Annotated in this window: 14 protein-coding genes; 11 read left to right on the forward strand and 3 right to left on the reverse strand. The window is 54.3% G+C overall.

Annotated features, from left to right (window positions below; genetic code table 11):
* The first annotated feature begins 592 nt into the window (after positions 1-592).
* The 7 genes from ltrA (at position 593) to H5P30_RS07755 (ending at position 6,796) form a co-directional block, all read left to right on the forward strand.
* Positions 593-1,900, forward strand: a complete 1,308-nt coding sequence (ltrA, locus tag H5P30_RS07725; RefSeq protein WP_185692383.1) for a group II intron reverse transcriptase/maturase — start codon at positions 593-595, stop codon at positions 1,898-1,900.
* 119 nt (positions 1,901-2,019) lie between these two features.
* Positions 2,020-2,631: a hypothetical protein gene (locus tag H5P30_RS07730; RefSeq protein ID WP_185692384.1), complete on the forward strand. Its 612-nt coding sequence runs from the start codon at positions 2,020-2,022 to the stop codon at positions 2,629-2,631.
* A gap of 41 nt (positions 2,632-2,672) precedes the next feature.
* Positions 2,673-3,317: an RDD family protein gene (locus H5P30_RS07735; RefSeq protein ID WP_185692385.1), complete on the forward strand. Its 645-nt coding sequence runs from the start codon at positions 2,673-2,675 to the stop codon at positions 3,315-3,317.
* Positions 3,318-3,393: 76 nt separating this feature from the next.
* Positions 3,394-3,864, forward strand: a complete 471-nt coding sequence (locus H5P30_RS07740; protein WP_185692386.1) for a hypothetical protein — start codon at positions 3,394-3,396, stop codon at positions 3,862-3,864.
* A 390-nt stretch (positions 3,865-4,254) separates the two neighbouring features.
* Entirely contained in the window at positions 4,255-4,674 is a 420-nt protein-coding gene (locus tag H5P30_RS07745) for a hypothetical protein (RefSeq protein ID WP_185692387.1), read from the forward strand.
* Between the two features lie 40 nt (positions 4,675-4,714).
* Positions 4,715-5,575, forward strand: a complete 861-nt coding sequence (locus tag H5P30_RS07750) for a hypothetical protein (protein WP_185692388.1) — start codon at positions 4,715-4,717, stop codon at positions 5,573-5,575.
* 270 nt (positions 5,576-5,845) lie between these two features.
* Positions 5,846-6,796, forward strand: coding sequence for a PfkB family carbohydrate kinase (locus tag H5P30_RS07755; protein ID WP_185692389.1), 951 nt, complete (start codon positions 5,846-5,848; stop codon positions 6,794-6,796).
* Positions 6,797-7,277: 481 nt separating this feature from the next.
* On the opposite strand, the gene H5P30_RS07760 is transcribed toward H5P30_RS07755, so the two are convergent.
* Positions 7,278-7,652 carry a dUTPase gene (locus H5P30_RS07760; protein ID WP_185692413.1) on the reverse strand — a complete coding sequence of 125 codons (375 nt, stop codon included), beginning with the start codon at positions 7,650-7,652 and terminating at the stop codon, positions 7,278-7,280.
* 216 nt (positions 7,653-7,868) lie between these two features.
* On the opposite strand from H5P30_RS07760, the gene H5P30_RS07765 reads away from it, so the two are divergent.
* The 4 genes from H5P30_RS07765 to H5P30_RS07780 are packed head-to-tail and all read left to right on the forward strand — an operon-like array spanning position 7,869 to position 12,328.
* A complete protein-coding gene (locus tag H5P30_RS07765; RefSeq protein WP_185692390.1) occupies positions 7,869-9,368 on the forward strand; it encodes a sigma-54-dependent transcriptional regulator in 1,500 nt (499 codons plus the stop codon).
* A 2-nt stretch (positions 9,369-9,370) separates the two neighbouring features.
* On the forward strand, positions 9,371-10,609 hold the full coding sequence (locus H5P30_RS07770; protein ID WP_185692391.1) for a beta-ketoacyl-[acyl-carrier-protein] synthase family protein: 1,239 nt from the start codon (positions 9,371-9,373) through the stop codon (positions 10,607-10,609).
* A gap of 11 nt (positions 10,610-10,620) precedes the next feature.
* Positions 10,621-10,875: an acyl carrier protein gene (locus H5P30_RS07775; RefSeq protein WP_185692392.1), complete on the forward strand. Its 255-nt coding sequence runs from the start codon at positions 10,621-10,623 to the stop codon at positions 10,873-10,875.
* A gap of 49 nt (positions 10,876-10,924) precedes the next feature.
* Positions 10,925-12,328: a phytoene desaturase family protein gene (locus tag H5P30_RS07780; RefSeq protein WP_185692393.1), complete on the forward strand. Its 1,404-nt coding sequence runs from the start codon at positions 10,925-10,927 to the stop codon at positions 12,326-12,328.
* Between the two features lie 613 nt (positions 12,329-12,941).
* Here the strand turns inward: H5P30_RS07780 and H5P30_RS07785 are convergent.
* Both H5P30_RS07785 and H5P30_RS07790 read right to left on the reverse strand, forming a co-directional pair.
* Positions 12,942-14,000: a transporter substrate-binding domain-containing protein gene (locus H5P30_RS07785; RefSeq protein WP_185692394.1), complete on the reverse strand. Its 1,059-nt coding sequence runs from the start codon at positions 13,998-14,000 to the stop codon at positions 12,942-12,944.
* A gap of 628 nt (positions 14,001-14,628) precedes the next feature.
* Positions 14,629-17,811, reverse strand: a complete 3,183-nt coding sequence (locus H5P30_RS07790; protein WP_185692395.1) for an efflux RND transporter permease subunit — start codon at positions 17,809-17,811, stop codon at positions 14,629-14,631.
* Positions 17,812-17,814 lie beyond the last annotated feature (3 nt).

Here is a 17,814-nt window from a genome sequence, read left to right on the forward strand (position 1 = left end):
ACGTTAGTGCGCCAAGCGAAGCGAGGCGCTTCTTGTCCGGTGAAAGTCCGGACGTTTCAAAGTAATAACCAAACAGAAACTACCGAGTGTTGCGCTGATGTCAGCTAAGCCATTAGAAGGATTGCCGCTTTTAGAGGCGGAGCCCGATGCGTTATCCACATGGAAGCGTGTCGGGATGGCGGAACGACATCGACGAAGCGTACACAGGGAAGCATGCAGGCCGCAGGGGAGTCGCAGTCCCCGAAGGCAATTTAGCCCCGTAAAGAGTGCAGATGCGGGTGACGACGGTTTTAACGTGCGCGGAAGTCAGCACGGGCAATGCCGCAATGGTAAGGCATTGTTCGGCCCGTCGGGGTTCGAAGCCGTGGCATGCATGCAAAGAAGCGTCCTTGAACTTGGGAGGCCTGTTTGTTTCCTCTGGAAAGAGGTAGGAGGCATCAACTAACCGGAGATGCAGTCGAAGGACAAACAGGAGTCAGACTCGTTCGTATTACTCGGAGACGGTAGGGCCGATCACGGGGGGAAGGAGCGGGCTGAGCGGTTACACGGGCAAAGCGCACACGCCTCGGGAAGGACTGTCCCGAACAAGAGCGTGTCAAGCACCCTGCTCGGACTGAGAGAGAAAGCGGGGAAGGAGCCGAAGTATCGGTTTCGTTCTCTGTATCGAGAGATCAACCTGCCGATGCTGTACGAGAGCTTTTACGAGCTTCGTCGCCACGCGGCCACGGGAGTGGACGGTGTGAGCGTGGAGAACTACGAGAAGGACTTGGACGGGAATCTGCGTGGGTTGTTGGAGCGTCTGGTCGCCAAGCGGTATCGGGCCCAGCACGTAAAGAGGCGGTTTATCTCCAAGGGCGGCGGTAGGCTGCGGCCTTTGGGCATACCCGCGTTGGAAGATAAGATCGTTCAGATGGCCGCGAGCAAGTTGCTGCAAGCAATTTACGAAGCGGACTTTCTGGATATGAGTAAAGGGTATCGGCCGAAGCGGGGAGCGCGCGATGCGAGCCAGGAACTGCGCGAACGACTCGTTCTCGAACGAGTGCACTGGGTAGTGGAGGCGGACATCGAGGGGTTCTTCGAGAACGTCGATCACAACTGGCTGTGTCGGATGCTGGAGGAGCGGGTGGACGATCAAGCGTTCATTCGTCTAATCCGCAAGTGGCTCAAAGCCGGAATCCTGCAAGAGGCCGGTGAAGTGATCCACCCGGCAACGGGAACCCCGCAAGGGGGGATCATCTCGCCTGTTCTGGCCAACATCTACCTGCACTACGCATTGGACCTGTGGGTGGAGAAGGTCTTGCCGAAAGGTCTTCGGGGGGCGCACGTCTGCATGCGCTATGCAGATGACTTTGTCGTCGGATTCGAATATGGCAGCGAGGCCGAGCGGTTCTTTTCGGAACTGCCACGCCGAATGGCCAAGTTCGGGTTGAGCATGGCCGCTGACAAGAGTGCCATCCTGAGGTTCAGTCGGTGCGATCTCGAAGGCAGTGGCTGTTTTGCCTTTCTGGGATTCGAGTTCTACTGGGCTCGGACCCGCAAGGGTCGGGTCACCGTCAAACGGCGAACGTCCAAGAAGAAGTTCAGGGCTTCGCTCTCCGGGCTTAAAGAATGGATGCGGAATAACCGGAGTCGGCCTCTGAAGGAACTGGCTGTCATCCTCCGGCGTAGGTTTGCCGGTTACTTCAACTACTACGGAGTGATCGGGAACTCGGACCGCCTTTGGCAGTACTGGACTCTGGCGCGGAAGATTATCTTCCGTGCCCTGAACCGCCGCAGCCAAAGACTCAGCTACAACTGGACGGGGTTCTCCCGGATGTGGATTACCCTCGCTATCCCTAACCCTCATATCGTAGAAAAACCCTTCCAACGATCCGTCTCATGGACTCTCTCCTACAGATGAAAGCCTCCCGGTCCACTCCACTGCGCGACCGCTCAGAGGAGCCCTGTGCGGTAGTCCCGCACGCAGGGATCTGCGAGGGGGCCGTCCGGCAACGGACGGTCCTACCTTGATGCCTTAAAATGAAAGCCATTAGGGCAATCTCAACTCACTCTTTCGTCTGTATCCTCATCACTGCGAGGCTTCTCGCCGAAGGCTGTCCGAGTGGTCACGAGACCCCTGAAGGGATTGCCTGCGATGCTGTGCAGGCCTACGCGGATTGCGACTCCAAGGCCTGGTTGAAGACTCTGATCAGACCTATTTACGGAAAAGAAGGAGATGCAGCGTATGAGGAATTCAAAAAGTATATGGTCAAGATGACCGATGAGAATGAGAGCAAAGAGGGGTTTGTCGCTCCGATAATCGTAAAGGTGTTCAAAGCAAGAAACTTTTCGATGAACGGGCCTGGCTCGATGGCCTACGCGATGCATGGCATCACCGGAAACATGTTTGTCGACATCGTCGTGGATGTCGGCGGTAGGCTACAAATCCTCAGGTATCATGTTATGCAGGACAAGGACCAGAAGTGGTATTTCGAACCTCGGCCCGATCTTGCCAGCCTATTCGCGATGAGCCTGAATGACGAAGCACCTTCCGATGAGCTACTCTGGGGATTGAATCGAGAGGGCGAACACGACGATCCAGACAACCTGGTGAACTCGTCAGATAATCCAAAAAAGAAACGAAACGACTGAGCTCTCGGGCTGAGGCACTGATCTCGACGTTCTGAAAAGAAATGAATCAAAAATTCTTACCACTTAAGATTGAAGGCAAACATGTCTACGTTGGATTCTGGATGCGTCTCGCGGCGGGGTTGGCCGATGCTCTTATTTTGATCTCTTTCGGTTTCTTGTTTGCATGGCTTGAGAGCATTGATCGGAACTTAGCGATTGCCGTCACAATCCCTTCCGCGACTTTGTTTGCGTTTTATAACATATTTTTCAATGCACGGTTTGGAGGAACCCCTGGCAAATTGTTCTTCGACATTCGGATTACACGCCCCGACGGAACTCCAATCGGCTGGAGACATGCTTGGTGGCGTTCGTCCGTCGATCTGTTCTTCGCGGTTTTGTTTCTTTGCGTAAAAATTTGGGCATTGTCTCAGATAGATCCTGAAACCTATACCGAGCTGGACTGGTTGAACAGGTCGCAAGAGCTCTCGAGTTTCTATCCTGCGTGGTATGGATTGCTGGGCATTCTTTCTGCCGTCTGGGTATGGGGAGAGTTTATCGTGCTATTGTTGAATAAGCGAAAACGCGCAATCCATGATTTTATTGCTGGTACGATCGTGATCAAAAAAGAGTTCTCAATGCACTCCAAAGACATCCTGAAACCGCCACTTGGCAATGAATCCGCGCCAGATCCAGCCAAGCCTTTGTGACCTTCGTGGTGAAAGAAATCTCGAATCTGTCATTGCAAATAAACCAGTGAATGAGCCCTGACATCCTGAAAACCCCATGAAAGTTCAAGGCAGAGAGGTCGCCTACACCATCCTGACGCTTGGTTTTTCGGGCTATCGAAAAGCCAAGAGGATTCTCGATGAAAATGAGCTGAAAGAACGAATCGTCTTCTCGGAACAGATCCTTGGACTGATGTTGGCCTTGCCGATCTTCTCATTCTTGATTGTCGCCAATAGTTTGATGGAAGGCTTGGCAAAAATCGACAAGCTTCCAGCCGAAATCAAAAGTTGGTGGATCGACGGTGAAATGGGGACCTTCGATTTGATGGACGGCCTTTTCTGGATACCCCAGTCATACCTATTTTTCCTTATACTTCACTTGTATTTGGGCGTGGCCTTTTTTCAGCATTCGCACGGCATACAGGCGGAGGATCGGATGAAGGTCTTGTTTTTTGGATTTTATGCACTGGACTGGGATCTTTCGAAGCATTTGGAGCCAACAAATCCTATACCAGAATCGCTAGAGTAGGATGCTGTCGGATCTCATGGCTTTCGTTCGCTTGGATCGTACTCCGTCCAGGATTTTGTCCGTTCCAAACGGACCTCCCCATCAGCTGACGCTGGTCCCCGCAGCCTTTTACCTTTCGGCAAGCTCGAGACCGATCCGTCTGCTTCGACAGCCGGTAATCGTAGATTGACTCTGCGTGAGCTCCCGGAATCAAGAGCTGGACTTATACCTGTGAAGGTGCCGAGCGAAGCATGGAAGCTCGCGACGTTCTTTGGGGAATCCGTTCTCGCATGACTTTAGTCGTGCGATTCCCGCGAAGGGATTGGATCTCGGAAAGATCGCGGATCGGACTTCGGTTCCGAAATCACTTGCCGAAAACGGAGCCCTGCGGTTTTCTTCAATCTCCCCATCATGAAAAAATTATTCCTACTACTCTTGGTTTTCCTGACTCCCGGTTTGCTCCTTGCGGATGCGCTTCATCAATGGACGGGCTCGGGCCAAATTGAAGGCCAGGTCTTTGATCTCAAACTGGTTATTCTGGAGGACCACAATTTTGTCGTCTTGGTCCAAACTCCTGATGCCCCGTTTGCGGTCGAAGGAACTTGGGAAAGCGAAGACGGGAAAACCCTCAGTCTTACGGTCACCACGGAGAAGATCATGGATGAAGAAATCCCGATTCAGAAAGGAACGCTCTTCATCACGGATGAGAAGAATGCGCTGATTGTTGCCGAGGGATTCGGGATCGAATTGGAGCGCGAGATGCCAGCGGGTGCGGATTCGGATGCTGGAACAACGGGCAAGACGGCTTCGGCCGGGGAATATGTGGGGTAGGTCCATGCCTTCCGCGCTTTCTCGCCCAATCTCAGGAAATTTGGCGATTGGAAAACGGGTTTTTATTCTATTGTTGCTCGTGTTCTTGGGAAGTGCCGGACACGGGCAGCCTGTTTTGCCGTCCAATAGTCTGGTTTGGCAGGGCTTCAATGTTTCTGCGGAGGATTTTTCTGAGAAATGCCTGACTCTCCTCGAAGAAAAGAAGTACGGAGAGATCTTTTTAGTCACGAACTGGCGGACTCAATCCATAGTGATGCAGGGAGTCATCCTGCTGAAGCCGGATATTTTAATTCCGACAGAAACGGGAGCTCAGCGTTTTATGGATTTCCTCGAAGGACAGGGAAGACAGGGAAAGGAATATCTCAATTTTGCCAGCAATGTCGCTCTTTTCGACCAGTCCGTTGCGTTCTCAGTCCAGGAAGGGTTGATTCCGAAATTTAAGGCTGAGGAGATCGACGAGATCCAACTCGAGGAGGCCAATTCCAAGTATCCATATTCTTTTTGTCGGGTAATTCTGAAGAACGGTAGTTTCTTTTATATTGCTTTGGACCGATCCAAATCTCAGGGCTGGAGACTGAGTGGCTTTATCGATGGGGCGGGTGAATTGGCTTGGCCCGCGTCCTTATACGAAGAGGTTTTACTCGTTAGAGAAATCGATCAACTTCTTGACGGGAAAGAGTGGCGTTGGGTGCCTGATGACAAGGATCTCGTCGAGGACTACGCGCTCAGTTACGGCGATCAAGCCCGGATCAAAAACCTAAGGAATACCGGTGCTGTAGAGGTTCTTGTTTCGGAAAACGGGGAAGAACAGTATTTTATAATTCTCGAGGGTGAGGTTATGGAAATGCATTCCGTTCTATCCGGGAATTCTGATTTGCCTGGATCCGAATCGTCTCTCTGACGCTTCCGTTCTCTTTCGATTAGACTGATCTCGTGAGGGAGAGGGACAAGAGCTTTTCGCTCTTGGAATCGAGAGCTGGAAGCTCTCGCTACTTTGAGATTGCGCTTTTTTCGCTTCTGCGAGGAGGTTTTTCGGGAGATGTACTCTGTCCTCATTTCTGGGATAAAGCACGGTAGAGGGATTGGCGGGCCCTTGAGATCGAGAGCTGGACTTGTGCTCGGATCAAAAAAGAAAGCTGACAATTCGGTCGGGGTTCCTTTCGTTCTCTAAATGCAACGAGTGAAATTGAATGAGTCTGCTGCGGCCGCTGAACCTCAACCGGTTCTGATTGTCGGATCGGTCGGATACGACGATATCGAAACTCCTTTTAACAAGGACACCCGGATCTTGGGTGGATCGGCTTCGTATGCCTGCTTGGCCTCGAGCTATTTTGCGCCGACCCGGATGGTGGCGGTCGTGGGCAATGATTTTGAGCCGAGTGACCGCGCTCGTCTAGACGATCACGGGATTGATACAGCTGGACTGCAGGTGGACGAAAGTGGTCCGACTTTCACTTGGTCGGGTAAGTATCTGGAAAATTTCAACGAGCGGGAAACCCTCGATATTCAGCTGAACGTTTTTGAAAAATTTGAGCCGGTTCTTCCGGCAAGCCAGAAGGATTCCCGCTATGTCTTGCTGGGGAACATCCACCCGGGTCTACAGTCGCACGTGCTCGATCAATTGGATTCGGACGACGCCTTTGTCGCGGTCGACACCATTGATCTTTGGATCACCATCGCGAAGCCAGAGTTTCTCGACCTGCTGAAGCGGGTCGATTTCCTGGTCATCAATGATAGCGAATCGGAACTCCTGACCGGTGAATCCAATATTATCAAGGCCGGTGCCGCTCTCCGTGCCTTGGGGCCGGACAAGGTCGTGATCAAAAAGGGGGCTCATGGCGCCTATTTCTTCTATGAAGGGGGACTGTTCGCTCTTCCGGCGTATCCGGTAACTGAGCTGCGTGATCCCACCGGCGCCGGAGACACCTTTCTTGGTGCGGTTATGGGCTATCTCGCCGCTTGCGACAAACGCGACATTCCGACGATCAAGCAGGCTCTGCTTTACGGAACCGCCGTCGCCAGCCTGACCGTGGAAGCCTTCAGCTGCAATCGACTCGAGTCGGGTGGGGCGGAGACGATTGAGAAGCGCGTCGAAGAGCTTCGGGCGATGATTTCGCTCTGAGCGGTTCAGGCGAACCGCCGATGCAAGAAGTAACCGCTCAGCTTCAGCTGCGCGGGGCCTGGGGCTGCGAAAGTCCTTTCTGGCTGCCGTTCCGAAACCGACGCGATGGGGGCAGCTAAAGCTGCGCCCCTACAGGAAGTAGCCGCTCAGCTTCAGCTGCGCGGAGCCTAGGGTTGCGAAAGTTCTTTCAGACTGCAGCTCCGAAACTGACGCGATGGGGGCAGCTAAAGCTGCGCCCCTACAAGAAGTAGCCGCTCAGCTTCAGCTGCTCGGAGCCTAGGGTTGCGAAAGTTCTTTCAGACTGCAGCTCCGAAACTGACGCGATGGGGGCAGCTGAAGCTGCGCCCCTACAGGAAGTAGCCGCTCAGCTTCAGCTGCGCGGAGCTTGGGATTGCGAAAGTTCTTTCTGGCTGCCGTTCCGAAACCGACGCAAATGGGGTAGCCAATTCTACCGGGCTGCGAGGCGGGGTTCTCGGATCCCTTACTGAATGTGCCGCGAATCGTCGTGATCTTTTTCGGTGTAGCCGGACTCCTGGCGCTGGTGGTTGACTTTGTTTTTGGCGAGGTAGGCCTGATAAACATCGTCGGCGCTCATGCCAAGGGCCTGGGCGGCTGAGATCAGAAAGTGAAAGAGGTCGACGACTTCGACGCGGGCGTTTTGTTCGTCAAATTCCTGGTACTTGGCCCACCATTTCCAGGGGACGGAGTCGATGAGTTCCGCGATCTCCTGCTGCATGGCGCGGGTGTAGTTCAGGACCCACTCGGTCTTTTTCTCGGGAGTCAGGTCTTTCAGCGTGACGCCAATGCGCTCGTTTAGCTTTTCCTGCAGGTCGAAAATTTCCTCAAATTTATCCATGTCCACGGAGTGAATCGGTTTCTCGGTCAGAAAACAATCCCCGAGAAGCGAATATCCCGCGAGTCGAGTCTAGAGGGGAGTTGAGAGCGGGGTGGTTTTCCTCAATCGTTGTTTTCGGGATTAGGTTTTGGGGATTTTCGGGGCAAATCTTAAAAAATGGGGAAAACCCCACTCTTGCCATTGTCCGTAAGCTGCGCTAATCGGTCAGGTTTTTCCATGCCAGAAACCGAGAAAGACAGTCTTCCCCGAATCCTGATCGTCGATGATGATAATGAGATTCGCTATTCCTTGAAACGAGTCTTAGGGAAATTGGACGCTGAACTCCTTGAAGCAGGTAGCGGCGAGGAAGGCCTCAAGGTTGCAGAGAAGGAGAAGCCCGAGGTAATTCTTCTGGATAACCGGATGGGCGGAATCAGCGGAATGGAGACTCTTCAGAACCTGCGTTCCCTCGGCGGCGGCTCTGTCATCATTATGATGACGGCGCACGGAACGACGCAGACGGCGATCGAGGCCATGAAGTACGGCGCTTTCGATTATCTCATGAAGCCCTTCGAGCCGGAAAAGATTCTCGATTTGGTCAAAAAGGGACTGCGGGCACACAAGGATCGCCGATCCTCGGGTAATTACGAATCCAAGCTCAAAGTCGAGGACTATGCCGAAGGGATCGTCGGAAGCTCCGAGGGCATGCAGCTCGTCCTGAAGCAGGTCGGGCAAGTGACGGCCAGTGATGCGACCGTGATGATCACTGGAGAGAGTGGAACGGGGAAGGAACTCGTCGCTCGCTGTATCCATGACCACAGCCTCCGTTCGAAGAAGACTTTTATCGCTGTCAATTGCGCAGCGATTCCCGACAACCTGATTGAGAGCGAACTTTTCGGACACGAGAAGGGTTCTTTTACGGGAGCGACTTCCCAGCGACAGGGGAAATTTGAACTTTGCGACGGGGGCACGCTCTTTCTCGACGAGATTGGCGATATGGCTCTGCCCACGCAGACCAAGATCCTCCGGGCGATTCAGGAGGGAGAAATTCAGCGGGTCGGTGGAACTTCTCCGATCCAGGTGAATGTTCGGGTTATCGCGGCGACCAATCGGGACATCGAGGAAATGGTCAAAACGCAGGATTTCCGCGAAGACCTTTACTACCGTCTCAACGTCTTCCGGATTCGGATCCCCCCCTTGCGCGATCGCCGGGACGATATCCCGGAGATCATCGACTACCATCTGCAGCGTTTGGCGAAGCAGAAGAAGATCCGCCCACGTAGCATATCTGCCGAGGCCTTGGAGGTGATGAAGGCCCAGCCTTGGAACGGAAACGTTCGGGAACTGGAGAATGTTGTCTACCGAAGTGCGGTAGTCGCCCAGGGGTCGACGATCCTAGTCGCCGATTTGCCAGCAGATCTGGAAGGTCGAGAAGGAACAGACCCCATTGCTGCTCCGGCAGCTCCCTCCCGAGTGGAAAATGAGGTTCCGTCCACTGGAACGGACCCCGTCAGTCAGGATCAGGGGGAGGAATCCCTCTTCGATGCCCTCTTTAATACCTTGGTGACAAAGGAAGAGGGACGTTTGCTTCAAGCCGTTGAATATGCGATGATTCGCCGGTCGATGGATCATTTCGAAAACAATCAGGCCAAGGCCGCATCTCTCCTCGGGATGTCGAAAAGCACTTTGAGAACCCGACTTTCCCTGCTCCGGGCGGAGGAAAGCAAAAGCGAATAACCATGGAAGACGACCGTAGGATCGTGATTACTGGCGTAGGACTGACTGCGCCCAATGGAAATGATTTGTCGGAGTTTCGGACAAATCTTCTGGAGTGCCGCCCCCGGATCGGAAAGCTGGACCTGCGCTACATGGGGGAAACTCCGGCAGGGATTTGCGATTTCGATGCGCTGCGCCACCAGAAGAAGCGCGAACTTCGAGTGGGAACCCGGGCCGGAAGTGTCTCCATCTATTGCGCCCGCGAAGGGTTGGCCGACTCCGGGCTTGAGTGGGAGTCGATGGACACCAACCGCATCGGAGTCTATGTCGGCACCACTGAACACGGAAACGTCGAAACCGAGAATGAGGTCTACAATATCTCCCAATTCGATTACGACACCCGCTTCTGGTCCCATCACCACAATCCGCGGACGGTGGCGAACAATCCGGCTGGGGAAATTACTCTGAATCTTGGGATTCACGGTCCGCACTATACGATCGGGGCTGCTTGCGCCGCCGGGAATGCCGGAATGATCCAAGGGGCTCAGATGCTGCTTCTCGGTGAAGTGGACGTCGCTGTGGCTGGAGGAGTGAGTGAGAGCATTCGTAGTTTTGGGATTTTTGCCGGATTCCGCAGTCAGGGAGCTCTCGCGACCCATGAGGACCCCAATCAAGCCAGCCGCCCCTTTGATATGGGCCGCAACGGCATTGTCGTAAGTGAGGGTGGGGCTCTCTACGTTCTCGAGCGTTTGAGTGATGCCAAGAAGCGCGGAGCCAAGATTTATGCCGAACTCAGTGGGTGGTGCATCAACTCCGATGCCTCCGACTATGTGCTCCCGAATTCTGAGCGTCAGTCGGAATGCATGACCCGGGCGTTGAAGATGGCCCAGATGAACCCAGAGGACATCGGAATCTTGAGCACCCACGCCACGGCAACGAAGCAGGGCGATATTCAGGAGTGTAAGGCAATTCGTTCGGTATTTGGGAATTCGAAGACCACTCACATCAACAATACCAAGAGTTACATCGGTCACTGCATGGGAGCCGCCGGAGCCTTGGAATTGGCGGGGAATATTCCTTCCTTCGATGACGGGATTGTCCATCCAACGATCAATGTGGATAGCCTTGACCCGGAATGCGAATTGCCCAACTTGGTCATTAATGAGCCGAAAGAGGGTGTCCCCGTGAACGCCATTCTGAACAGCTCATTCGGGATGCTGGGAATCAACTCGGCCCTGATCATCCGCAAATTTACCGATTAACCCCTTTCAAAATGACAAAAGAAGAAGTTCAGAAAATCGTTCTCGAAATTATTGAGGAGATCGCTCCCGATGAGGATGTCTCCTCGATCAAACCGGAGGTCCGTCTCAGGGATCAACTCGATCTCGATTCCATGGACTTCCTGGATATCGTGATGGAGCTTCGCAAGAAGTACGGGATTGAAGTCCCTGAGGAAGATTATCCCAAGCTGGCCAGCCTCGAAAGCTGCGGAGAATACCTAACTCCGAAATTTAACGAGAAAACCTGATCCGCAGGCGCGGATTTCGGGCGGGTTCATGGATCTTGGTGTCGCCCGTATGAGTGATTATTACGATGTAGTTGTCATCGGAGCCGGGATGTCCGGCTTGGCGGCGGCAATTCGGGTTGCCCTCGCGGGTAAGTCCGTTGTCGTCCTAGAGAAACACGAGGCACCCGGTGGGCTGAATAGCTTTTACCGGCAGGATGGTCGTGTTTTCGATGTCGGGCTCCACGCTCTGACGAACTATGCCGAGAAGGGGCAGAAACGTGCTCCGCTGAATAAGATCTTCCGGCAGCTGCGCATCCCCCGTGAAGCCTTCGACCTGAACCCTCAAGTGGGTTCACGGATCCGGTTTCCAGAAGCCAGTCTGGCCTTCACAAATGATCCGGCCCGATTGGAGGAAGAGATCGCCACGCATTTCCCTGATTGCATTGATGGCTATCGGGAAGTCGTCCGCTTCGTAGAGGAGCGGGATGCGACTGCTCTCACGGATCGCGGAGAGATGGCTGGACCTTTTCTTCGCGAGAAGATTGCGGATCCTCTTCTGCGGGAGATGCTTCTTTGCCCGATTCTTTATTATGGAAGCGCGACCGAAGATGATCTCGACCTCGATCAGTTTGTCATCCTCTTTCGCTCCCTCTTCTTAGAGGGCTTTTCCCGGCCCGTAGAGGGAGTTCGAACCATTGTCCGGGCTCTCCTGAAGAAATTGAAGGAAGTCGGCGGAGAGCGTCGTATGCGCTGCGGAGTGGCCCGCATCCTAACCGAATCCGGCAAAGCGACCGGTCTCGAACTCGACGATGGCACAACTCTTCGCACCGGAACCATTCTCTCGAGTGCCGGGCTCGTCGAGACCAATGAGCTCTGTGGTGTCCGCGAGGATCGCGAACGGGTGGGGCGCCTCTCGTTTGTCGAAACGATTTCTGTCTACCACGAGAATCCCGGTAATTTCGGTTGGGAGGACACGATTACCTTTTTCTCGACTCGGCGCCCATTTCGCTACCAACGCCCTCAGGATGACCTTGTGGATCCCTGCAGCGGCGTCATCTGCATCCCGAATCACTATCAATACGAAGAAGGTCGATCGCTGAAGGAAGGATTGGTTCGTTTGACGGCCCTCGCGAATTACGATCGATGGAAGTCCCTCCCCGCGGAAGAGTACCAAGTCGCGAAGACCGATTGGTTCCGCAGGCTGCAGGAAGTCGCCCGTGAGGTGCTGCCGGTTCCCACCAAGGATCCGACTCACTCCTTAGTCGGCCGGGATATGTTCACTCCTTTGACTGTTGAGAAATTTACCGGTCACCTCGGCGGGGCGGTCTATGGATCCTCGCAGAAGGCTAAAGATGGACGGACCGACTTTGAGAATCTATACCTTTGCGGTACCGATCAGGGCTTCCTCGGCATCGTCGGTGCCATGCTGAGCGGGATCTCGATCGCGAATCGGTACGTGGTCGCTGGGGAGTAGAGGGTTCTCCGAGCGGCAAACCTGTGTCCGCACCTAACTTTTCGGAACGGCGCTTCTGGAAAAGCCTGTCGAGTGCGTAGAGGCGCGGCGACCTTTGCGGCGGGTTTGTGAGATTATAGTCTCGAATCGCACGACTGAAGTCATGCGAGAACGGAGAGGTTGGCGATTGACTTTAGTCATTCGGGAAAAGCGGTCTTGCCGCTTTTGTTTTGCGGGGAAGCTACGGCGTTGCGGAGAGGTCGGTTCTGGGGTTGTGCGGGAATCGCACGACTGAAGTCATACGAGAACGGAGAGGTTGCCGATTGGCTTTAGTCATTCGGGAAAAGCGGTCTTGCCGCTTTTATTTTGCGGGGAAGCTACGGCGTTGCGGAGAGGTCGGTTCTGGGGTTGTGCGGGAATCGCACGACTAAAGTCATGCGAGAACGCTGAGGTTGCCGATTGACTTTAGTCATTCGGGAGAAGCGGTCTTGCCGCTTTTGTTTTGCGGGGAAGCTACGGCGTTGCGGAGAGGTCGGCTCTGGGGTTGTGCAGGAATCGCACGACTAAAGTCATGCGAGAACGCAGGGGTTGGCGATTGACTTTAGTCATTCGGAAAAAGCGGCCTTTCGGCTTTCTATGGACTGAGGACGGCGTTGAGCTGGTCCTGCCACTCTTGGGTCTGCGTCAGCTGGAGAAGGAGAATATCCATTTTCTCCCGGTAGGGCGCCTGCGGGGGAAGAGCGATTCCGTAATTTTCGCGGGTGAACGTTGATTTGAGGATATCGATATGACGAAGATCGTCTTTGGCGACGTAGTATTCGAGGACAGGCTTATCATAGACCACGGCATCCCATTTGCCTTCTTCGAGTTCACTGAGCAAATCCTCGATGGAATTAGAGGTGCGATAGGGAATCTTGAGCATGGAGAGCCAATCCGCGGAGGTGGAGCCTTTTACGGTAGCAGTTTTCACGTCGTTCAGGTCGCGGATGTCCTCGACTTTGCTGGAGAGCGTATCGCGGGTGAGGCTGGAGGCAAAGCCGGCCGTGAAACCCGAAATGATGATGATGGCCATAAACATCCAGATTAGGCCGACGACCCTTCCCAAAAGAGTCTTGGGGGCTTTGTCCCCATATCCAACGGTCGTCATCGTCACCGCGGACCACCAGAGCCCGGCTCCGATCCCTTTACCGGGGCGTCCTCCAAATTCGTCTGGATTGTGTTTCCTCTCCGCGAGCCAAACGAAGAGCCCAACCACGGCAAGAAGGAGTAAGAGACTGAATACTGCCTGCAGAAAGCGGAGGGAGAAAATATTGCGCAAGGCCAGGATCCACATCTCGGTGTCGGTGTCACTCGCGGCGATGCCAATGCCGCTTTCAAAAAAGGAATGGGTAAAATCAACGAGTTCCTCTCGATCGCTGGTGATGGAGAGCGCCGCAATTCCAGCATCGATCTGATTCTTTTCGAGGCTGTCGAAAATCTCGGTCAGAGACATCGTCTTGAACTCCGGAGTCCGATCCATCTCGGCAAGAATTTCTTCAATCAGCCAAACCGCGGGGCCACTCCAGTTCCCATTCTCATCCTGAATCGTGAAGGGTGGCGTTTCCTTGATCCCGATCGTAAAGGTCGATTCATCGGCTGCGCTGGCGAGCAAGGCGGGCATCCAAGAGAGGAGGAATATTGATAGAAATTTCACGTCCCAAGGATAGTGAGAAAGATTTTGAGAATCATCAAGAAGGGAGGACGCGTAGTTTCAGTTTTGAAACTACGGCAGACCTTCGGATCGCAGAACCGCTGACCTGAATTCGAGTGAACTGTAAGTAGGGGAGTAGCTTTAGCTGCCCCCATCCACGTAGGTTTCGCTCAGGAATCTCAACAGCCTCTCCGCCCCGCAAGGCCGCGCAGCTAAAGCTGAGCGGATACTACAAGTTGGGGAGTAGCTTTAGCTGCCCCCATCCACGTAGGTTTCGCTCAGGAATCTCAACAGCCTCTCCGCCCCGCAAGGCCGCGCAGCTAAAGCTGAGCGGCTACTGTAAGTTTCGGGATCCCCCAAAAAATGATAGTAATATTTCCCGGGGCGCTGCCCCGGGCTCACAGGTTTTGCACCGTTGGTGCAGGAGACTACGGTTCTGGTTAGGGAAGCGAGGAATCCTAAGTTTCGCCCTCTGGCTTTGCAGGAATATGTCTACGTTTCGCCCGTTGAAGTGAGAGTAGGGCCGCAGCTTCAGCTGCCCTCATCCCACGAAGGTTTCGCTCAGGAATCTCAACAGCCTCTCCGTGCCGCAAGGCCGCGCAACTAATGCTGAGCGGCTACTTTGACCCGACTACGCTTTCGGGGGCTCGATCGCTTTCGCCGGTTCGTCGTGGTCGTCGTCCCCGTCCTTATGCTTCCGGTGACCGATCTTCTCAATCATGTAGAAGGTGGAGGGGATGACGAGAATGGAGATGACTGAGGCCGCGAGCATTCCGCCGATCACGGTGGTTCCAAGGATTCGGCGAGAGTTCATTCCGGCCCCGAGGGCGAAGTAGAGAGGCATACATCCGAGGATGAAGGCGAAGGAGGTCATGAGAATCGGCCGTAGACGCAGGCGGGCTGCTTCCAGGGCTGCTTCTCGGAGAGACTTTCCTTCCTCCAGGTATTGGGCTCGACCGTACTCAACAATGAGGATGGCATTCTTGGCCGCGAGTCCGATCAGCATCACCAAACCGATTTGAGCGTAAACGTTGTTCTGGAAATCCCGCACATCCAAGAAGATGAAGGCTCCCCCGACTGCGATGGGCAAGCTGATCAATACGCTGAACGGCAGGGACCAGCTCTCGTAAAGGGCCGCGAGAATCAGGAAGACAAAGGTCAGCGACAGAGCGAAAATCGCAGTGGGCGAAACGCCGTCAGCCGCCTTCTTTTCCTCATAGGACATACCGCTATAGCTGAAGCCCATGGAGGAATCCATCGTCTCTGCAAAAGTTTCCTCGAGAGCTGCCATGGCATCACCGCTGGAGTATCCGTCAGCGGCAGTGACATTCAACTGCGTAGAACGGTAAATGTCGTAGTGACGGATGTATTCGGGACCGTGCGTCTTTTCAGGCGTGGTAAAGACATTGAGCGGAACAGGATCTCCGGCGTTGTTGCGGACGTAGAAGAGGTCTAAGTTGGCGATATCGGTGCGGAATGCCCCTTCGGCTTGGACGTAAACCTGCCACTGGCGTCCGAATCGATTGAAGTAATTGACGAAGGCTCCCCCCATGAAGGTTTGGAGAGTCTGGTAGACCGAAGAAAGGGGAACTCCTTGTTTGAGTACCTTGTCCTTATCGACGTCGACGTAGATCTGGGGGATCTTGGTCGAGAAATTGGTAGATGCCGAACCGATTGCAGGGTTGGCTGTCGCTGCTTCGATAAAGCGTTCTGTCTGCTGCTGCAGAAACTCGGGGCTACGCCCGCCCCGATCTTGGAGAATGAAAGTAACCCCACCGGAGGCTCCAATCCCGGGAATGGCCGGAGGCGGGAAGGCGAACCCGGTCGCACCGGGGATCGTTTGAATCCGCTCGTTGATCTCCTTGTAGATCGTTTTGAGATTCATGGTTTCCACGTTCTCGCTGGAGTAGCGATAGGACCATGGCTTCAGCGTGAATGCGATGAAGGAGCTGTAGGTATTTTGGACTCCGGAGAGCAGGTTGAATCCGGCTACGGTGACGGTGTGTTCGATGCCGGGAATGTCTTTCGTCACCTCATAGACTTGCTGATTCACCTCTGTGGTTCGTTCCAAGGAAGCGGCGGCGGGCAGATTCATTGAGGCGAAGAGATAACCTTGGTCCTCATCAGGGATAAATCCTGAAGAAAGACGGGATGCGCTGTAGCCCCCAATTCCTCCAACGATCACAATAATCCCGATGGCAAGAATCGACTTGCGCATGATGCCACCGCAGATGGCGACGTATTTTCCGGTGGCCTTTCCGAAATAGAGATTAAACTTGCCGTAGAACCATCCGAGTGGGCCGTGAGCTTTCTTCCGGGGGCGGAGAAGCAATGCGGATAGAGCCGGACTCAGCGTGAGAGCGTTAAAGGTCGAGATCAACACCGAGACCGCAATGGTGACCGCAAATTGTTGATAGAGTCGTCCCGTGATTCCCGGGATGAAAATCGTCGGGACGAACACGGCGACCAAGACCATACTGGTGCCGAAGATCGGTCCGCTCACGTCCTTCATCGCTCGCATCGTCGCCTCCTTGGAGCCGAAGCCTTCTTCGATATACCTCTCGACAGCCTCCACGACGACAATGGCATCGTCCACCACCAACCCGATGGCCAATACCAATCCGAAAAGGGACAGGGTGTTGATGGAGAACCCGAGGATCGGGAAAAAGATGAAAGTTCCGATGAGAGAGACCGGAACCGCGATCAACGGAATAAGGGTGGCACGCCAACCTTGGAGGAAAATAAAGACCACGATAACCACCAGGACCAGGGCCTCGAAAAGCGTATCCTTAATTTCTTCAATACCGGCGGTGACCGCTTCAGTGGTGTCGAGAGCTACCGTGTATTCCATTCCATCCGGGAAGCTCTTCGCTGCCTCCTCCATGAGGCTCCGCGCATCTTCTGCCGCCTGCAGAGCGTTGGAACCCGGAGTCTGGTAGAGGGCGAGAATCGCGGAAGGTTTGCCATCGTAGACCCCGTTGACGGTATAGGTCTGCGAACCGAGTTCGATTCGGGCGATGTCCTTGACGCGAACGACGGAGCCGTCGGGATTGGCCCTAACGATGATGTCAGCGAATTGTTCCGGTTCGGTCAGACGGCCTTGGGCACTGACGGTGTAAGTGAATTCCTGGCCTGCGGGAACAGGGTCCCCCCCGATCTTACCCGCGGGGTTCACGGTGTTCTGGCTCTGGATGGCGTTAATGATCTCGCTGACCGTAATGTTCCGGCTGGCGAGAACATTGGGATCCACCCAGATCCGCATAGCGTAATTGCCGGAACCGAACACGGTCACACTGGCAACCCCGCCGATGCGGGTAAAGGCGTCGTTCAGGTTGATGACCGCGTAATTTGCGAGGAAAAGGCTATCGAGGGAGTCGTCGGGTGAGGTCAATGCGAACATCACGAGGGGAGAGGCCAATGACTTCTTGACGACGATCCCTTGGTTGGTGACGGAAGTCGGCACCTGCGACTGGGCTTGGCTGACCCGCATCTGGGTCAAAATCTGGTCCGTATCGGTGTCGGTCTCGACATCGAATGTCACGGTGAGATTCATCAATCCGTTGTTCGAACTGGTGGAGGTCATGTACTCCATCCCTTCGACCCCACTCATCTGCTGCTCAATGGGGAGAGCGGTCGATTCTTCGATGGTGATCGCATCGGCACCCACATAGGTGGCATTGACGGTAATCTGCGGTGGAACGATTTCCGGATATTGGGCGATCGGGAGCATCGTCATGGAGACGAGACCCACGATCACAGTCAGGATGGCGAGAACCATCGCGACGATCGGGCGATTGATGAAAAACTTATACATGGC

The organism is Puniceicoccus vermicola, from assembly GCF_014230055.1.
GTDB classification, from domain to species: domain Bacteria; phylum Verrucomicrobiota; class Verrucomicrobiia; order Opitutales; family Puniceicoccaceae; genus Puniceicoccus; species Puniceicoccus vermicola.